We start from the raw sequence: 17,366 nt of genomic DNA on the forward strand, positions 1-17,366 counted from the left end.
CGCTCACAACCCGCCCAAGCATATCCTCCGGATCAGGCCCTATCGGACACTGCATCCGCGACCGCGACCGCCGCCATGTTCACGATTCGCCGAACGGTGGACGATGGCGTGAGGATGTGGGCCGGCTTCGCCGCGCCGAGCAGGATGCCGCCGACCGTCAGTCCCTGCCCTGCCGCCATCCTGAGCAAATTGTAGGAGATATTGGCGGCGTCGAGATTCGGCATCACCAGCACGTTCGCCGGACCCTCGAAACCGGAATCCGGAAACTCGTGGTGCAGCACCGATGGCGACAGCGCAGCGTCGCCGCGCATCTCGCCTTCGACCGCGAGATCAGGCGACCGCTCCAGAATGATCGCCCGCGCCTCGCGCATCTTGTGCGCCTCCGGGACCGCGGAGCTTCCGAAGCTGGAATGCGACAGCAGCGCCACCCGGGGGGTGATGCCAAATCGGCTCACCTCAGCCGCGGCCATCAGGGCGATATCGGCAATCTGTTCGGCCGTCGGATTGAGATTGCAGTGAGTATCGCAGATGAACAGCTGATGCTGCTGCAGGATGAGCATCTGCATCACGGCGAGCGTGCGCAGGCCGTCGCGCGTGCCGATCACGTTGCGGATCGCGGCCAGATGGTCGGACGTCCTGCCGATGACCCCGCACAGCATCGCATCGCCGAGCCCCCTTTCGAGCAGGATCGAGGCGAGCACGGTGGCGTTGCTGCGGGTCTCCGAAAGCGCCAACGCGGCTGACACACCGTCACGCTTCCTGCGCCCGTGGTAGACATCCGCACATTGAGAATAGACTTCGGAATCGTGCGGATCGATGATGTCGCAGTCGCTGCCTGGCCTGAGCCCAAGACCGAATGACTTGATCCGCTCCTCGATCGTCGATGGCCGGCCGACCAATAGCGGCTTTGCGATCCGCTCGTCGACGACCACCTGTGCGGCGCGCAGCACACGCTCGTCTTCACCCTCGGCCAGAAGCAGCGACTTGCCGCTTCCCTTCGCCACCGAGAACACCGGCTGCATCGCGTTGCCGGAATGGTAGACGAACCGGCTCAGCTGCTGGCGATAGGCCTCCATGTCCGCGATCGGACGCCGGGCGACGCCGCTGTCCGCCGCAGCCTTGGCAACCGCGGGCGCCACGACCTCGATCAGCCGCGGGTCGAGCGGCTTTGGAATGAGATAGTTGCGGCCAAAGCGAAGATCCTCTCCCTTGTAGGCCACAGCGACCACCTCGGGCACTTCGGCCATCGCCAGATCCGCCAGCGCGCGCACCGTCGCGAGCTTCATCTCCTCGTTGATCGTCGTCGCTCCGCAGTCGAGCGCGCCCCTGAAGATGAACGGAAAGCAGAGAACGTTGTTGATCTGGTTGGGATAGTCCGACCGTCCCGTGCCGATGATCGCATCCGGGCGAACCGCCAGTGCATCTTCCGGCATGATTTCCGGAATCGGGTTGGCCATGGCAAAGATCAGGGGATCCCGTGCCATCCGCTTCACCATGTCCTGCGTCAGCACCTTGCCTGCCGACAGGCCGAGAAAGACATCGGCGTCCTGGATGATGTCGTCGAGCTTTCGCGCCTCGGTTTTCACCGCATAGCGCGCCTTGTTGTCGTCCATGCCCTCCGTGCGACCGGCGTAGACGACGCCCTTCGCGTCCGTGACGATGATCCGGTTCTGCGGCAGGCCGAGGCTGACGATGAGATCGAGACACGCCAGCGCGGCGGCCCCGGCGCCGGAGCACACCAGCTTGACGTCGGCGATGTCCTTCTTGACCAGCTTCAGTCCGTTGAGGATCGCCGCCGCGGCGATGATCGCGGTGCCGTGCTGGTCATCGTGAAAGACCGGAATCTTCATGCGCTTGCGGAGCTGCTGTTCGATATAGAAGCATTCCGGCGCCTTGATGTCCTCCAGGTTGATGCCGCCGAAGGTCGGCTCCATCCTGGCGATGGTTTCGATCAATGCGTCCGGATTCTCCTCGGCGAGCTCGATATCGAAGACATCGATGCCGGCGAACTTCTTGAACAGGCACGCCTTGCCTTCCATGACGGGCTTGCCTGCCAGAGCCCCGATATTGCCGAGTCCGAGCACAGCGGTGCCGTTGGTGACAACGGCCACCAAGTTGCTGCGGGCGGTCAGCTGGTCCGCCTGCGACGGGTCCTTGGCGATGACAAGACATGGCTCTGCGACGCCAGGTGAATAGGCCAGCGACAGATCGCGTTGCGTCGCCATCGCCGTAGTCGGCACGACGGAGATCTTCCCCGGCCTCGGCAAGCGATGATATTCGAGCGCAGCTTCCCTCAGATCCTGGTCCATCCTATTCCCCGTTCTTACGCTTGTTCGATGGGCGATACGCCCCTGTTGCCCTTTCGGCTGTCGAGCTCAGGTGCTTCCGCCACGCGCCCGCATTGCAGCCATTCCCTCTTCGAAACGCCGCCGCAATATCTCGACCGTCTGCTTCTGTTGCTCGGTCGCGGTCTCGGCGAGCTGGCGCATGTTGGCGAGCGCCGTCTCGAATCCCTGTCGGGCGAGCTCGGCGCGCCTTCCCGCCACGGCCTCGTTGCCCGCCTCGGCGGCGATCGCCGTCATCGTTTCCCGGAAAACCTCCGCCTGTCGCGCCATCAGGTTTCGCCAGCTCTCATAGGCCGAGCGGTTGACCTCGATCAGGGCATCGATGTTCTTCTTCTCCATCTCGAGCAGCGCCTTCATATCGACGCCGCTGATCTGGCAGGATTCTATGAGCTTGGCGAAATCGAGCCCCGGGAGGGTCCAGTCGGTGGAGCCATCCTTCGGTTTGCTGTCGGACATTTCCCTCTCCTTCATTGGTCGTTACTGCTCAGCTCGAGCGGGCGGGATCGGCGCAGGTCGTCCCTCGGCATCCAGCGCTACGAAGGTGAAGATTCCCTCCGTCAACCTTCACACGCTCACCCAGGCGCTTGCGCAGCGCCCAGGCTTCCAGGCGGACCGCCAGCGACGTGCGCCCGATACGCTCGGGCGATGCGTAAACGCACAGGACATCCCCGACATGGACCGGCTTTATGAACTGCATCGCCTCGATCGCCACCGTGGCGACACGGCCCTGCGCGCGCTGTCCGGCATGGATGCCGCCCGCGATATCCATCTGCGAGAGCACCCAGCCGCCGAAGATATCGCCGCTCGGATTTGCATCCGCCGGCATCGCGAGCGTTCGCGTCGTGAGGTCCCCTCGTGGATGCATCGGCATCGCGGTGCTCATGCCATGTGCTGGCCGCCATTCGCCGAAATCGTCGAGCCGGTGATGAAACCGGCGTCATCGGACGCCAGAAACACGACCGCGCGCGCGATCTCATGCGGCTCGCCCAGGCGCCCGACCGGGATCTGCGGCAGGATGTTCTTGGCCACCACCTCCGGGTTGATGGCCTTGACCATCTCGGTCGCGATATAGCCGGGGCAGATCGTATTGACGGTGATGCCGGCGCGCGCGCCTTCCTGCGCCAATGCCTTGACGAAGCCGATGTCCCCCGCCTTGGCGGCGGAGTAGTTGACCTGCCCCATCTGGCCCTTCTGGCCGTTGATCGAAGAGATGCAGATCACGCGGCCGAACTTGCGCTCGCGCATGCCTTCCCAGACCGGCCGCGTCATGTTGAACAGCGAGTTCAGGTTGGTGTTGATGACGGCGTACCATTGCTCCGGCGTCATCTTGTGGAACATGCCGTCCTTGGTGATCCCGGCGTTGTTGACCAGCACCTCCACCGGTCCGAGGTCCGCTTCAACCTGTTTCAGGCCGGCGGCGCAAGCCTCATAACTCGACACGTCCCATTTGTAGACGTTGATGCCGGTTTCGCTCTTGAATTTGGCGGCGGCTTCGTCATTGCCTGCATAGCTTGCCGCCACCTTGTAGCCGGCCGCCTTGAGTGCAACCGAGATTGCTTCACCTATGCCGCGCGTTCCGCCGGTCACCACTGCAACCCTCGACATGTTCCTCTCCTGATTCGTTCGTCTTTTGTTGCCTCGGCTCTCGCGAGCCTTCGTCCCTTGCGGACGGCGACCGCCATCCGCACCACATTTCCGGTCAAGCCAGGCCTAACGCTCGACGGTCAGGGCGACGCCCATGCCGCCGCCGATGCACAGCGTGGCAAGGCCCTTCCTGGCGTTGCGCTTCTGCATCTCGAACAGCAGCGTCGTCAGCACACGCGCACCGGAGGCGCCGATCGGATGACCGATGGCGATCGCGCCGCCGTTGACGTTCACGATCGACGGATCCCAACCCATGTCCTTGTTGACGGCGATCGCCTGCGCCGCGAAGGCTTCATTGGCCTCGACCAGGTCGAGGTCCTTCACTTTCCAACCGGCCTTCTCGAGCGCTTTCCGGGAAGCAGGAATCGGCCCCGATCCCATCACGGCGGGATCGACGCCCGCGGTGGCCCACGACACGATCTTTGCGAGCGGGGCGAGACCGCGGTTCCTGGCGTCATCCGCGGTCATCAACACCAGGGCGGCCGCACCGTCGTTGATGCCGGAGGCGTTGCCGGCGGTCACGCTGCCTTCCTTGTTGAAGGCGGGCTTCAGCTTGGCAAGCGCCTCCAGCGTGGTGCCGGCACGGATGTATTCGTCCTGGTCGACGACGACGTCACCCTTCCTCGTCTTGACGGTGACAGGAACGATCTCGTCCTTGAACCGGCCGGCCTTCTGCGCATCCTCGGCCTTGTTCTGCGAGGCGGTCGCGAACGCGTCCTGTTCTTCCCGGGTGATCTGCCACTTGGCGGCGATGTTCTCGGCAGTGACGCCCATGTGATAGCCGTGGAAAGCATCCATCAGACCATCCTTCAGCATGGAATCGACGAACTTGACGTCGCCCATCTTGGTGCCGTTGCGCAGATGCGACAGATGCGGAGCCATGGACATGGATTCCATGCCGCCGGCGACGATGACCTTGGCATCGCCATTGGCGATCTGCTGCAGGCCAAGGGCAACCGAGCGCAGGCCCGAGCCGCAGAGTTGGTTCATGCCCCACGCCGTCTTCTCCTGCGGAATGCCGGCTGCCATCGCGGCCTGACGTGCCGGATTCTGCCCCTCGCCGCCGGCGAGGACCTGGCCGAGAATGACTTCGTCGACCTCTTCAGGGGCGACTTTGGCGCGCGCGAGAGCGCCCTTGATCGCCACAGCGCCGAGCTCATGGGCGGTCAGCGAGCTGAATGCTCCGTTGAAGGAGCCAACCGGCGTTCGCGCCGCAGAGACAATTACTACGTTCGTCATGATTCACTCCCGTTCTCTTCTGATTTGAATCAATGGGCGGTTGCACCGCGTCGCCGTCAGAGACCTCGTCCCTCGGTGACCGCGGTCTCGAAGTCGGTCGGGTCGATGTCGCGCTGGAGTCCGAGGCGCAGCTTGTCGCGATCGAGCTCGCCCTCCCACCAGGCCACCACGACGCAGGCGACGCCGTTGCCGCAGAGATTGGTCAGCGCACGGCATTCGCTCATGAACTTGTCGATGCCGAGCACGATTGCCATGCCGGGAAGCAGCTCCGGCCTGACGGCCGCGAGCGTGCCCGCCAGCGTGATGAAGCCGGCACCCGTGATGCCCGAGGCGCCCTTCGACGTCAGCATGGCGACGATGAGAATCGTCATCTGCTCGCCGAAGCTAAGCTGCACGTTCATCGCCTGGGCGATGAACAGCGTCGCCAGCGTCATATAGATGTTGGTGCCGTCGAGATTGAAGGAATAGCCGGTCGGGACAACCAAGCCGACAACCGGCTTGGAGCAGCCAAGCTTCTCCAGCTTTTCCATCATTTGGGGCAGCGCGCTCTCCGAAGACGACGTGCCGAGCACGATCAGCAGCTCATCCTTGAGGTATTTGAGGAACTGGAAGATCGAGAAGCCGGCGAAACGAGCGATCAAACCCAGCACGACGAACACGAAGACCAGCGCGGTCAGATAGAAAGTGGCGATGAGTCCGGCCAAGTTACCCAGTGCCTGCGGGCCGTACCGCCCGATCGTGTAGGCCATCGCACCGAAAGCCCCGATCGGCGCGGCCTTCACCACGATCGAAATGACGCCGAACATCGCGTGCGCGACGTCGTCGATAAAGGAGCGCACTGTGTGGGCCCGGTCACCGAGTCCCATCAGCGCAAAGCCGAATAGGATGGCAAAGAACAGGACCTGCAGGATTTCGCCCTGGGCAAACGCGCCGACCACGGTGTCCGGAATGACATGCAGGACGAAATCGACCGATTTCATCTCGCTCGCCTGCTTGGCATAGCCGGCGACTGCTGCGGCGTTCGATTGCCCCTGAAAGCCCGCTCCGGGCTGGATGACGTTGCCGACGATCAACCCCAGCGCCAGCGCAAGTGTCGAGACGATCTCAAAATAGATGAGCGCCTTGACGGCAACGCGTCCCACTTTCTTCACCTCGGAGATATGGGCGATGCCGGAGACGACCGTGCAGAAGATGATCGGCGCAATCGCCATCTTGATGAGCTTGACGAAGCCATCCCCCATCGCCTTGATCCACTCGTTCTTGCCGAGCTCGGGCGAAATCCAGCCGACGATGATGCCCAGCACGATCGCTGCGATCACCTGGACATAGAGAATCTGATAGAATGGCTTCTTCTGCGTCGTCGTCGCAGCGATGGTTGCAGACATCGTCTTTCCTCCATGATCTCCCTGCGGCCGCCCGTGTCGGCAGCCGGCTCTATTTCTTCTTCTGTGGCGGCAGATCGGTGCAGTGGCCCTCGAAGACCTCCGCCGCCATGCCGATGGATTCGCCGAGTGTCGGATGCGGATGAATGGTCTTGCCGATATCGGCGGGCTCGCAGCCCATCTCGACCGCAAGGCAGATCTCACTGATGAGATCGCCTGCATGCGTGCCGACGATGCCACCACCGATGACGCGGTGGGTGGTCGCGTCGAACAGCAGCTTCGTGAAACCCTCGTCGCGGCCGTTGGCGATGGCGCGGCCGGACGCGGCCCACGGGAACACCGACTTGCCGAACTTGATGCCTTCGGCCTTGCATTGGTCCTCCGTCTTGCCGGCCCAGGCGACTTCTGGATCGGTGTAGGCGACGGACGGAATCTGGCGCGCGTCGAAATACGACTTTTCGCCGTGCGCGGCCTCGGCGGCGACGTGGCCTTCATGGACAGCCTTGTGCGCGAGCATCGGCTGTCCCACGATGTCGCCGATCGCATGGATGTGGGACACGTTGGTGCGCATCTGCCGGTCCACATTGATGAAGCCGCGGTCGGTCACCGCGATGCCCGCCTTCTCGGCGCCGATGTTGTTGCCGTTCGGGCTTCGGCCGACCGCCACCAGCACGAGGTCATAGAGCTGCGGCCCAGCCGGCGCCTGCTCGCCTTCGAAGCTCACCTCGATGCCGGCCCCGGTTGCTTTTGCGCCGACCGTCCTGGTCTTCAGCATGACCTTGTCGAACCGGCGGGCGTTCATCTTCTCCCAGACCTTGACCAGGTCCCGGTCGGCACCCTGCATCAGCCCGTCGAGCATTTCGACGACGTCGATGCGCGCGCCAAGCGTCGCATAGACCGTCGCCATTTCGAGCCCGATGATGCCGCCGCCGATCACCAGCATGCGCTTGGGGATCGACTTCAGAAGCAGCGCACCGGTCGAATCGACGATCCGCGGATCCTCGGGAAGAAAGGGCAGCTTCACAGCCTGGCTGCCTGCCGCGATGATGGCCTTCGCGAACTTGACCGTCTTCTTGCCGGCCGCCGAGACGACTTCGAGATGATGCGGATCGAGGAAGGCGCCGGCGCCGGTCACGACCTCGACCTTGCGGGCCTTCGCCATGCCGGCAAGGCCGCCCGTCAGCTTCTTGATGACGCCGTCCTTGAATCTTCGCAACTTGTCGAGATCGACCTGCGGCGCACCGAAGGTGATGCCATGGGCAGGGAGATGCTTGACCTCGTCGATCACGGACGCCGTGTGCAGCAGCGCCTTGCTCGGGATGCAGCCGACGTTGAGGCAGACGCCGCCGAGCGTGTCGTAACGCTCGACCAGCACGGTTTTCATGCCGAGATCGGCTGCGCGGAAAGCGGCGGAGTAACCACCGGGGCCCGCCCCCAGCACCAGCATGTCGCATTCGAGGTCCGCCTTGCCGGAATGGGACGCGGCGGCGGGTGCGGCGGGCGGCGCCGTTGCGGTCGGCGGCGATGCCGGGGCCGGCGCTGGCGCAGCCGCGGCTCCAGTCGTCTCCAGCACGAGGATGACAGATCCCTCGCTGACCTTGTCGTCGACCTTGACCTTCACTTCCTTGACGATACCGGCGTGCGAGGATGGGATCTCCATCGACGCTTTGTCGGACTCGACCATGATGAGGCTGGTGTCGACTGCGATGGTCTCGCCCGCCTTCACCATCACCTCGATGACAGCGACGTCTTTGAAGTCGCCGATATCGGGAACCTTGACTTCGATCTGAGCCATAATGCGCTCCCAACCTCAGAACAACACGCGCCGCAGATCGGCGAGCACATTGGCGAAATAGACGTTGAAGCGAGCGGCCGCCGCCCCGTCGATGACGCGGTGGTCCCAGGACAGGGACAGCGGCAGGGTCAGACGCGACGTCCAGGTCTTGCCGTCCGCCGAATGCTGCTTCCAGTAGCCCTTGCAAACGCCCATGATCGCGACCTCGGGCGCGTTGATGATCGGCGTGAAATAGATGCCGCCGATGCCGCCGAGCGAGGAGATCGAGAAGGTGCCGCCCTGCATCTGGTCAGGCTTGATCTTGCCCTCCCGCGCCAGTTTGGCGAGCGCGTTCATCTCCGTCGCGATGTCCGGTATCGATTTCTTGTCGGCATCGCGGATGACCGGCACCATCAGCCCGTTCGGTGTGTCCGCGGCAAAGCCGATGTGCCAGTAGTTCTTGTAGACGAGCGTATCGCCGTCGAGACTGGCGTTGCATTCCGGAAACTTCTTCAGGGCCGCGACGGCCGCCTTCACCATGAACGGCAACAGCGAAAGCTTGACGCCGCTCTTCTCCAGCTCCTTGTTCATCTTCACCCGGAACTGCTCGAGTTCGGTGATATCAGCCTCGTCATGCGTGGTGACGTGCGGAATGACGACCCAGTTGCGATGCAGATTGGCCGCCGAAATCTTCTTGATGCGGCCGAGCTCCTTGCGTTCGACCGGGCCGAACTTCGCAAAATCGATCTTGGGCCAAGGCAACAGATCGATGCCGCCGAGGCCGCTTCCGCCTGCGGCCGCAGCCTGCGGCTTGGCGGGCGCAGCCCCGCCCCTGGCAAAGGCCTCGACATCTTCGCGCTGGATGCGGCCGTGATTGCCCGTACCCTTGACCTTGCCGAGATCGACGCCGAGTTCTCGCGCCAGCTTACGCACTGCGGGGCCCGCATAGGCGAGCGCAAAGGCCTTCTCGTCCACCGCACCGGACTGCGCCACGGGGCCCGCAGGTGCCGGTGACGCGGGTGTCGGCGCAGCAGCTGCTGGCGCGGCCGGCGCGCCCTCGCCGGTTGCGAGCACGAGGATGACCGCGCCCTCGCTGACCTTGTCACCGGTCTTCAGCTTGATCTCGCGGACGATGCCCGAGAGCGGCGCCGGCACCTCCATCGTCGCCTTGTCCGACTCCAGCGCAATCAGCGGATCCTCCGCCTTCACGCTGTCGCCCGGCTTCACGAAGATCTCGATGACCGGAACGTCCTTGAAATCGCCGATGTCAGGGACGCGCACCTCGGCAATGCCGGCCGGCGCGCTGACAGGTGACGGTGGAGCGCTGACCACGGGGCGCGCCTCGGCCTGCTCGGCGCCCGCGCCTGCGAATTGCACGATCACCGTGCCTTCGCTCACCTTGTCGCCGACCTTGACAACCACCGACTTCACGACGCCTTCACGCGGCGACGGCACCTCCATGGTCGCCTTGTCGGATTCCAGCGCAACCAATGGATCTTCCGCCTTTACCTTGTCTCCTGGCTTGACGAAGATCTCGATCACCGGCACGTCCTTGAAGTCGCCGATGTCGGGAACCTTGATGTCGATCAGACCACTCATCGCTCTGCCCTCGGCTCGCTGTCTCACACGGTCCACGGCGCAGCGCGCCCCTCATCGATTTGGTACCTGGCGATGGCTTCCGCGACGACGGCTGGCTTGATCGTGCCTTCGTCGGCCAGCGCCTTGAGCGCGGCGACGGCGACGTAATGCCGGTCGACCTCGAAGAACTTGCGCAGCTTGACGCGATAGTCGCTGCGGCCAAAACCATCAGTGCCGAGCACGACGTAGCGGCGTCCGGCCGCCTGGACATATTCGCGGATCTGGTCGGGGTAGTTGCGCATGTAATCTGTCGACGCCACGACGGGGCCGGGATGCGTTTCGAGCTGCGCCTCGACCCAGCTCTTGCGGCGCGGCTCCGTCGGGTGCAGCAAATTCCACCGTTCCGCGGCCATGCCGTCGCGGCGCAGCTCGTTGAAGCTCGTCGCGCTCCAGACATCCGCCGTGACGCCGAAGTCCGCCTTGAGCAGATCGGCGGCCGCGATCACCTCCCGCAGGATCGTGCCGGAGCCGACGAGCTGGACACGAAGTCCCTTCTTCGCCGTCTCGCCGCCGTTCTTCAGGAGATAGAGCCCCTTGAGGATGCCTTCTTCCGCTCCCTTGCCCGCTTCGGCGAGCGAGGGATGCGGATAGTTCTCGTTCATCAGCGTGATGTAGTAATAGACGTCCTCCTGCGCTTCATACATGCGACGCATGCCCTCGCGCACGATGGTCACGACCTCATAGGCGAAGGTCGGATCGTAGGAGATGCAGTTCGGGATGGTGCCCGCAAGCACGTGGCTGTGGCCATCCTCATGCTGCAAGCCTTCGCCATTGAGGGTCGTTCGGCCGGCCGTGCCGCCGAGCAAAAAGCCCCGCGCCCGCATGTCGCCGGCGAGCCAGGCGAGGTCGCCGACGCGCTGCAGACCGAACATCGAATAGTAGATGTAGAACGGAATCATCGGCACGTTGTTCGTCGAGTAGGACGTCGCCGCGACGATCCAGCTCGACATCGCGCCGCCTTCGTTGATGCCCTCCTGCAGAACCTGCCCAGTCTTGTCCTCGCGGTAGTACATCAGCTGGTCGGCGTCCTGGGGACGATAGAGCTGACCGACCGACGAATAGATGCCGAGCTGGCGGAACATGCCCTCCATGCCGAAGGTCCGGGATTCGTCGGGCACGATCGGCACGATGTGCTTGCCGATCGCCTTGTCGCGCACGAGCGTGCCCAGCATCTGCACGAAAGCCATTGTGGTCGAGATCTCGCGCTGGCCGGTGGCGTCGAGCAGCCGCTGGAACGTCGACAAGGGCGGGATCGGCAAGGACACGGATTTGCGCCGGCGCTGCGGTAGGCTGCCGCCGAGCTTTTCTCGCTGAGCGCGCAGATACTTCATCTCCGGACTGTCTTCCGCGGGGCGGATGAAGGGCACCTTGGCCAAGTCATCGTCGCTGACCGGCACCTGGAAGCGGTCACGGAAGCCACGCAGCGCATCCTGCGTCATCTTCTTGGCCTGATGGGCGATCATCTGACCTTCGCCGGACTCGCCCATGCCGTAGCCTTTGACGGTCTTGGGCAGAATGACCGTCGGCTGTCCCTTGTGGTTCACGGCCGCGGTATAGGCGGCGAACACCTTTTCCGGATCGTGACCGCCGCGCGCGAGTTTCCAGATCTCGTCGTCGCTCATGTCGGCGACGAGTTGCTTCAGCTCCTCGTACTTGCCGAAGAAGTGTTCGCGGATATAGGCGCCGCTCTTGCTCTTGAAATCCTGGTACTCGCCGTCGACGCATTCCTCCATGCGCTTCAGCAGCAACCCGCTCTTGTCGTTCGCGAGCAGCCGATCCCAGCCCGATCCCCACAGCACCTTGATGACGTTCCAGCCGGCGCCGCGAAAAACGCTTTCGAGCTCCTGCACGATCTTGCCGTTGCCGCGCACCGGCCCGTCGAGCCGCTGCAGGTTGCAGTTGATGACGAAGATGAGATTGTCGAGGTTCTCGCGACCGGCGAGGGAGATCGCGCCGAGCGACTCCGGCTCGTCGGTTTCGCCGTCGCCCATGAAGGCCCAGACCTTGCGATTGGAAGTCTCGGCCAGTTTGTGGTTCTCGAGGTATTTCAGGAACCGGGCTTGATAGATCGCCATCAGCGGCCCCAGCCCCATCGACACGGTCGGAAACTGCCAGAAATCCGGCATCAACCATGGATGCGGATAGCTCGACAGGCCCTTGCCGCCGGTCTCCCGTCTGAAGCCGAGCAGCTGTTCCTCGCTCAACCGGCCCTCGAGAAAGGCGCGCGCATAAATGCCGGGCGAACAATGGCCTTGGACGAAGATCAGGTCGCCGCCGTGCGATTCCGTTGGCGCATGCCAGAAATGGCCAAAGCCGATATCGTAGAGCGTTGCGGCGGACTGGAAGCTCGCGATGTGACCGCCGAGCTCCGAACTCTCCTTGTTGGCGCGCAGCACAATGGCGAGAGCGTTCCATCGAATGAGCGAACGCAGCTTGTGCTCGATGGCGCGGTCGCCCGGCAGCGCTGGCTGTTGATCCAGCGGAATCGTGTTGCAATAGGGCGTCGTCAGCGTCTGTTGAATGGCGAGGCCGCTGCCACGCGCGGCAGCAATGACTGCGTTGACGACGAATTCCGCGCGTTCACTGCCGCGATGACCGCGGATCGCCGACAGAGCATCCAGCCACTCCCGGGTTTCCTGCGGATCCAAATCGTGCGCGTCCGCGACCGTCATTACTCTCTCCCTTGCATGCCAAGCGAAGTCAGGCGTCATTGTTCGTTGCGCCGCCTCGGGGTGGAGGCGCGCGATGCCACGCGGGCAATAGGCCCGTCGCTCTAGGTTAAAGATGGAGTGCTGGCTGGCATTTGAACGTTCCCCTCGCCGTGCTTGTTCTGATCTGCTTATTCTTTTGCGCACATCTAAGCAGCATTCGTGCCAGACCTCGCTGCGGTCCATCGATCGCACACACACCCTTAATTTTGCTCAGAATTGTCGATCAGCTGCCCGCCCGACCCGATATGATCGGTCGGGACTTGTCTGAAGCTCCGGAAAACGGGCTGCTGGTTCCGCCCGAAAGATCAGACCCGTTGAGCTGCCCGACAAATGCGGCGCTGCCGGTATGAGCCAGTGCGAGCGCGAGCCATGGGGTGGGACAACAGCCGGCGCGTGCGTGCATGACGATTTGACTAACGCGGCACGAACAACGAATGTCTATGGCAGGACGTTCTTGCATTTACGCGCAGGTCAATTCACCAGCGTTGAATACTGCACGCCTTTCTTGCGCAGCACGAGGTTGCCCAAATGACCATCGTACTCGACCTCCTCAACAAGGACCCGCGCGCGAAGCTGCGACCGGACGCGCCGCGCCATCCCGAAAAGGTGAACCGCCCGGAGACGCCCCTGCAGAGTAAGCCGGCCTGGATTCGCGTGAAGGCCCCGGGCTCAGACGCCTGGGCCGAGACGAGACGCATCGTGCGGGAGAACAAGCTCGTCACCGTGTGCGAGGAAGCATCCTGCCCGAACATCGGCGAGTGCTGGGCGAAGAAGCACGCGACCTTCATGATCATGGGGGACACCTGCACGCGCGCCTGCGCATTCTGCAACGTGCGCACGGGCCTGCCCGACGCGCTCGATCCCGACGAGCCGCAGAGGATCGCCGAGGCTGTTGCCATGCTCGCCTTGTCTCATGTTGTCGTCACATCCGTCGATCGAGACGACCTCGCCGATGGCGGCGCGATGCACTTCGCCAGGACGATCGCAGCGATCCGGGATGCGAGCCCGGGGACCACGATCGAAATCCTGACGCCCGACTTTCTGCGCAAGGCGGGCGCACTCGAAACGATCGTTGCCGCTCGGCCCGACGTGTTCAACCACAATCTGGAAACGGTGCCTTCGAAATATCTCACGGTGCGGCCGGGCGCGCGGTATTTCCACTCGGTCCGACTGCTCCAGCGCGCGAAGGAGCTCGACGCGCAGATCTTCACCAAGTCGGGAATCATGGTCGGCCTCGGCGAGGAGCGGAACGAGGTGCTGCAAGTAATGGACGACCTGCGCAGCGCGGAGGTCGACTTCCTGACCATCGGCCAATATCTGCAGCCCACACGCAAGCATCACGCCATCATCAATTTCGTGCCCCCTGATGAGTTCGGGGCGTACGAAAAGGTCGCCTATGCCAAGGGATTCCTGCTGGTTTCAGCGACGCCTTTGACGCGTTCGTCACACCACGCAGGCGAGGATTTCCAGAGGCTGCGAGAGCGCCGACGCGATCAGGCGTAGGCATGCACCGCCTGCAGAGTCCTCCGGTCAAGCCGCCGCCGCAGCCGTTTTCGCCAGCTTCCGCCGATCTCGCGATCAAAGCTGACCGAAGCTCGCGTGGAGGCAAACGGCATCGTTCGGCGGCCGCCCAATTCGCGCCGCTAGCCTCGGAATGCAAACTCGCTTTTGCAAGCGGCCAGCAGCAATTGCCCCTCGGCCGTGGCGCCTGATATCGCCCCATTGCATCGCGAGCCGCGCTAGAAGGACCGCGATAATAGCGGAGAAGCAGATCAGAAAGGTTGCGACGGACAGGTGAACGTAGCTCACCCACGCTTGCAAACTTCTCATTTGTCGCGCTGTTCCCGCACAACGCAGAGTACCTCCAAAACCAACGCCTTCGAGCGTCTTGAGGAGGAAGCGTACTTCTACAAGTCAGTTCGCGTTCATTCAGGCTGGGGCAACCCACCCCAGCAAAGCGCCTGCGCGGCCAATCCTCAGCCTGATGAATTTGGTCTTTCGGCCCCGCCGGTAGCTGGGATGGTCCGTTGATGCTCACGGCTGGGGCTGGCCCGGGATGACGTGAAAAGAGCTCCGAAGCCGGGGTTCGGCTATAGACGCTCAGGAGAGGAGGAAGAGGGCATGAAGTTCAGGACGATTCTCGGCGCAGCCGCTGTCCTTGCGCTCGCAGGTTCATCAGCGCCTGCCGCCGACAGGGATGCGGCCGACATTGCCGTCGAAGCCGCGAAGAAATATGCGGGCACGACGATCAGCATCGTTTGGGAGGCCGGCCTCCAGTCGCTCGACCCGCTCAACTATTCGGGGCCGAAGTGGGAGAAGCTCACCGGCATTAAAGTGAAGGTCGTCGAAGTGCCCACCGACCAGATGTTCACCAAGATCATGCAGGATTTCAAATCCGGCGCCGGAGCCTATGACGCGTTGAACGTCATTCCGTCCTGGATGCCCGATCTTGCGCGCGCAGGTGCGCTCGAGCCCCTCGACAAATATGTCGACAAGTTCGGCTATCGCGACGAGTTGCAGGACATCGCGGCCGCGTATCGCGACAACCAGATGCAGTATGACGGAAAGATCTACGGCTTTCCAGACGACGGCGACGTGATGCTTCTCTTCTACCGGAAGGACGTCTTCGAAGATCCGAAGATGAAGGAGGGGTTCAAGACGAAATTCGGCTACGACCTCGCACCGCCGAAGGACTGGAAACAGTTCGACGAGATCGGTCAGTTCATCACCGACAAGATGGCGCCCAAGGTTTATGGCGCTGGCTTCTTCCGGACCGCGCCCTATCCGCAATACATGTTCCAGGAGCGCTTCCGCATGGAGGGCGGAAAGTTTTTCAATGCGGATACCATGAAAGCGACCGTGAACAGCGAGGTCGGCCTGAAGGTGTTCAAGCAGATGCTGGCCGAAAACAAGTTCATGCCGCCGGGCGTGGAGCAGTGGAATTTCGTCGACAATCTCGCGGCTTTCCTCCAGGGCACGACCGCGATGACAATTTCCTGGCCTCCCTATGGACGGTGGGCCGCGGGTTATGGCTCCGGCGAAGAAGCACTGAAATGGGTGCCGAAATCGCAGGTGGCCGCCAAGGTCGGCTATGCCCTCAACCCACTCGGTCGACCGGAGCTCGGCGTCGGTTTCGACCTGTCGGTATCGGCCACCAGCAAGAACAAGGAAGCTGCCTATCTCTTCATTCAGTGGCTGAACAGCAAGAAGACCAGCCTCGAACGCGTCCAGCTCCCCTATACGCTGCGCGATCCCTTCCGCCTGTCGCACTACGCGAGCGAGAAATACCGCGCGCTTTGGCCCGACGCTCCTGCCTATCTCGATACGATCAAGACGTCGGGCGAAAAGGGACTGCTCGATCTCTCCCTGCTTCAACAGGATAAATACGACGAGGCGATGACCAAGGCGATTTCGAGCCTGTGGGCTGGCGAAGATCCCAAGGCCATCCTCGATCGTATGGCGCAGCAATTCGACGCCATCACCGAGAAGGTCGGCATCGACAACCAAAAAGCCGTCTACAAGGTATGGGCGGTAAAGCCGGGCGCCTATCCGCAATAGCTGGCTTGGACACCGCACGGGACCGCTTTCCTCCCGTGCGGTGCTGTTTCCTGGACTGGTGATGACACTTTCCGCAAGTCTCAATGAGGCCGAGCGACACCGCCCTAGCCGCTTTGGGCGCATGCTCGAGGACCGCCTGCCTTATCTGATCGTCGCGCCGGCCATTCTGATCCTTTTCTTGGTCGGCTTGTTCCCTCTCATCTACTCGCTGATCGTGAGCTTCCAGCGCATCACGATGACCGAGAACGACACGTCGTTCGTCGGCCTCTTGAACTATGCCGAGTTGTTCAGGGACACCCGTCTCTGGGCCTCGCTTGGTCATACGGCCATTATCACCGCGGTTGCCCTGCCCCTCGAGTTGCTGATCGGCTTCCTGATGGCGCAGCTGTTCATCGATCGCATGCCCGGACGCCAGATATTCGTCGCGCTGCTGGTGCTTCCGACCGTGATCTCTCCGATCGTCGCGGGAGCGACCTGGCGGCTGATGTTCGACGTCCGCTTCGGTCCGATCGGCGAGATCCTCAGCCTTATCGCCGGCGAGCCGGTCCGGATCCTATGGACAGTCAACCCCGCTTATGTCTATCCGGCGATCATCATCTGCGAGGTCTGGCAGTGGTCGCCGTTCATGTTCCTGCTGCTGCTCGCGGCGCTGTCGAACGTCGATCAGTCGCAGCTAGAGGCTGCTGAGATCGACGGCGCGTCTTACTTCCGCGTGCTTCGCGCGATCATCCTGCCGGCAATCGCCCCGGTCGTGGCCGTTGCCTGCCTGATCCGCGGCCTGGATCTCGTCCGCATCTTCGACATCATCTGGGCTCTTACCGAAGGCGGCCCCGGCTCGATGACCGAGACCGTCTCGCTCTACACCTATGTCCAGGGCTTCTCCCAATTCGAAACCAGCTATACGGCCGCAATCTCCTTCCTGGTGATTGCGTTGCTGACGGTCATCACGACCGTGGTCCTCAAGCGCATGGAGCTTGCTCGATGACGGTCGGCAAGCTTCCGGCGAGAAAGGCCCGCATGCTGGCGGTTCGATATGTCGGCGCCGGCGTCGTAACGCTGCTGTTTCTCTTTCCGG

11 protein-coding genes and 1 pseudogene are annotated in these 17,366 nt (G+C 62.9%); 3 read left to right on the forward strand and 9 right to left on the reverse strand.

Annotation, left to right across the window (positions count from 1 at the left end):
* Positions 1 to 32: 32 nt before the first annotated feature.
* From SE91_RS23370 to aceE, 9 genes and pseudogenes are all read right to left on the reverse strand, one after another.
* Complete coding sequence (locus SE91_RS23370) at positions 33 to 2,309, reverse strand: NADP-dependent malic enzyme (RefSeq protein ID WP_061849283.1); 2,277 nt, start codon at positions 2,307 to 2,309, stop codon at positions 33 to 35.
* Between the two features lie 66 nt (positions 2,310 to 2,375).
* Positions 2,376 to 2,801, reverse strand: a complete 426-nt coding sequence (gene phaP / locus SE91_RS23375; protein ID WP_197489507.1) for a TIGR01841 family phasin — start codon at positions 2,799 to 2,801, stop codon at positions 2,376 to 2,378.
* 21 nt (positions 2,802 to 2,822) lie between these two features.
* Positions 2,823 to 3,228: pseudogene (locus tag SE91_RS23380) on the reverse strand (acyl-CoA thioesterase).
* Complete coding sequence (gene phbB, locus SE91_RS23385) at positions 3,225 to 3,950, reverse strand: acetoacetyl-CoA reductase (protein ID WP_061849285.1); 726 nt, start codon at positions 3,948 to 3,950, stop codon at positions 3,225 to 3,227. Before phbB ends, SE91_RS23380 begins: the two are co-directional and overlap by 4 nt.
* 105 nt (positions 3,951 to 4,055) lie before the next feature.
* Entirely contained in the window at positions 4,056 to 5,228 is a 1,173-nt protein-coding gene (locus SE91_RS23390; protein ID WP_061849286.1) for an acetyl-CoA C-acetyltransferase, read from the reverse strand.
* Positions 5,229 to 5,284: 56 nt separating this feature from the next.
* Entirely contained in the window at positions 5,285 to 6,613 is a 1,329-nt protein-coding gene (locus tag SE91_RS23395; RefSeq protein WP_061849287.1) for a dicarboxylate/amino acid:cation symporter, read from the reverse strand.
* A gap of 49 nt (positions 6,614 to 6,662) precedes the next feature.
* On the reverse strand, positions 6,663 to 8,405 hold the full coding sequence (lpdA, locus tag SE91_RS23400; RefSeq protein WP_061849288.1) for a dihydrolipoyl dehydrogenase: 1,743 nt from the start codon (positions 8,403 to 8,405) through the stop codon (positions 6,663 to 6,665).
* Between the two features lie 15 nt (positions 8,406 to 8,420).
* Positions 8,421 to 9,983 (reverse strand): dihydrolipoyllysine-residue acetyltransferase, encoded by a 1,563-nt coding sequence (locus SE91_RS23405; protein WP_061849289.1) that lies wholly within the window; start codon positions 9,981 to 9,983, stop codon positions 8,421 to 8,423.
* 23 nt (positions 9,984 to 10,006) lie between these two features.
* Positions 10,007 to 12,694 (reverse strand): pyruvate dehydrogenase (acetyl-transferring), homodimeric type, encoded by a 2,688-nt coding sequence (aceE, locus tag SE91_RS23410; RefSeq protein WP_156489742.1) that lies wholly within the window; start codon positions 12,692 to 12,694, stop codon positions 10,007 to 10,009.
* 567 nt (positions 12,695 to 13,261) lie between these two features.
* Here aceE and lipA point away from each other — a divergent pair.
* The 3 genes from lipA to SE91_RS23425 all read left to right on the forward strand — a co-directional run bounded on the left by lipA (position 13,262) and on the right by SE91_RS23425 (position 17,276).
* Entirely contained in the window at positions 13,262 to 14,236 is a 975-nt protein-coding gene (gene lipA / locus SE91_RS23415) for a lipoyl synthase (RefSeq protein WP_061849291.1), read from the forward strand.
* Positions 14,237 to 14,854: 618 nt separating this feature from the next.
* On the forward strand, positions 14,855 to 16,291 hold the full coding sequence (locus SE91_RS23420; RefSeq protein WP_061849292.1) for an ABC transporter substrate-binding protein: 1,437 nt from the start codon (positions 14,855 to 14,857) through the stop codon (positions 16,289 to 16,291).
* 61 nt (positions 16,292 to 16,352) lie between these two features.
* Positions 16,353 to 17,276, forward strand: a complete 924-nt coding sequence (locus SE91_RS23425; protein ID WP_082813794.1) for a carbohydrate ABC transporter permease — start codon at positions 16,353 to 16,355, stop codon at positions 17,274 to 17,276.
* The last annotated feature ends 90 nt before the right edge of the window (positions 17,277 to 17,366 follow it).

It is taken from the genome of Bradyrhizobium sp. DOA1, assembly GCF_001593325.1.
Classification (GTDB): Bacteria; Pseudomonadota; Alphaproteobacteria; order Rhizobiales; family Xanthobacteraceae; genus Bradyrhizobium.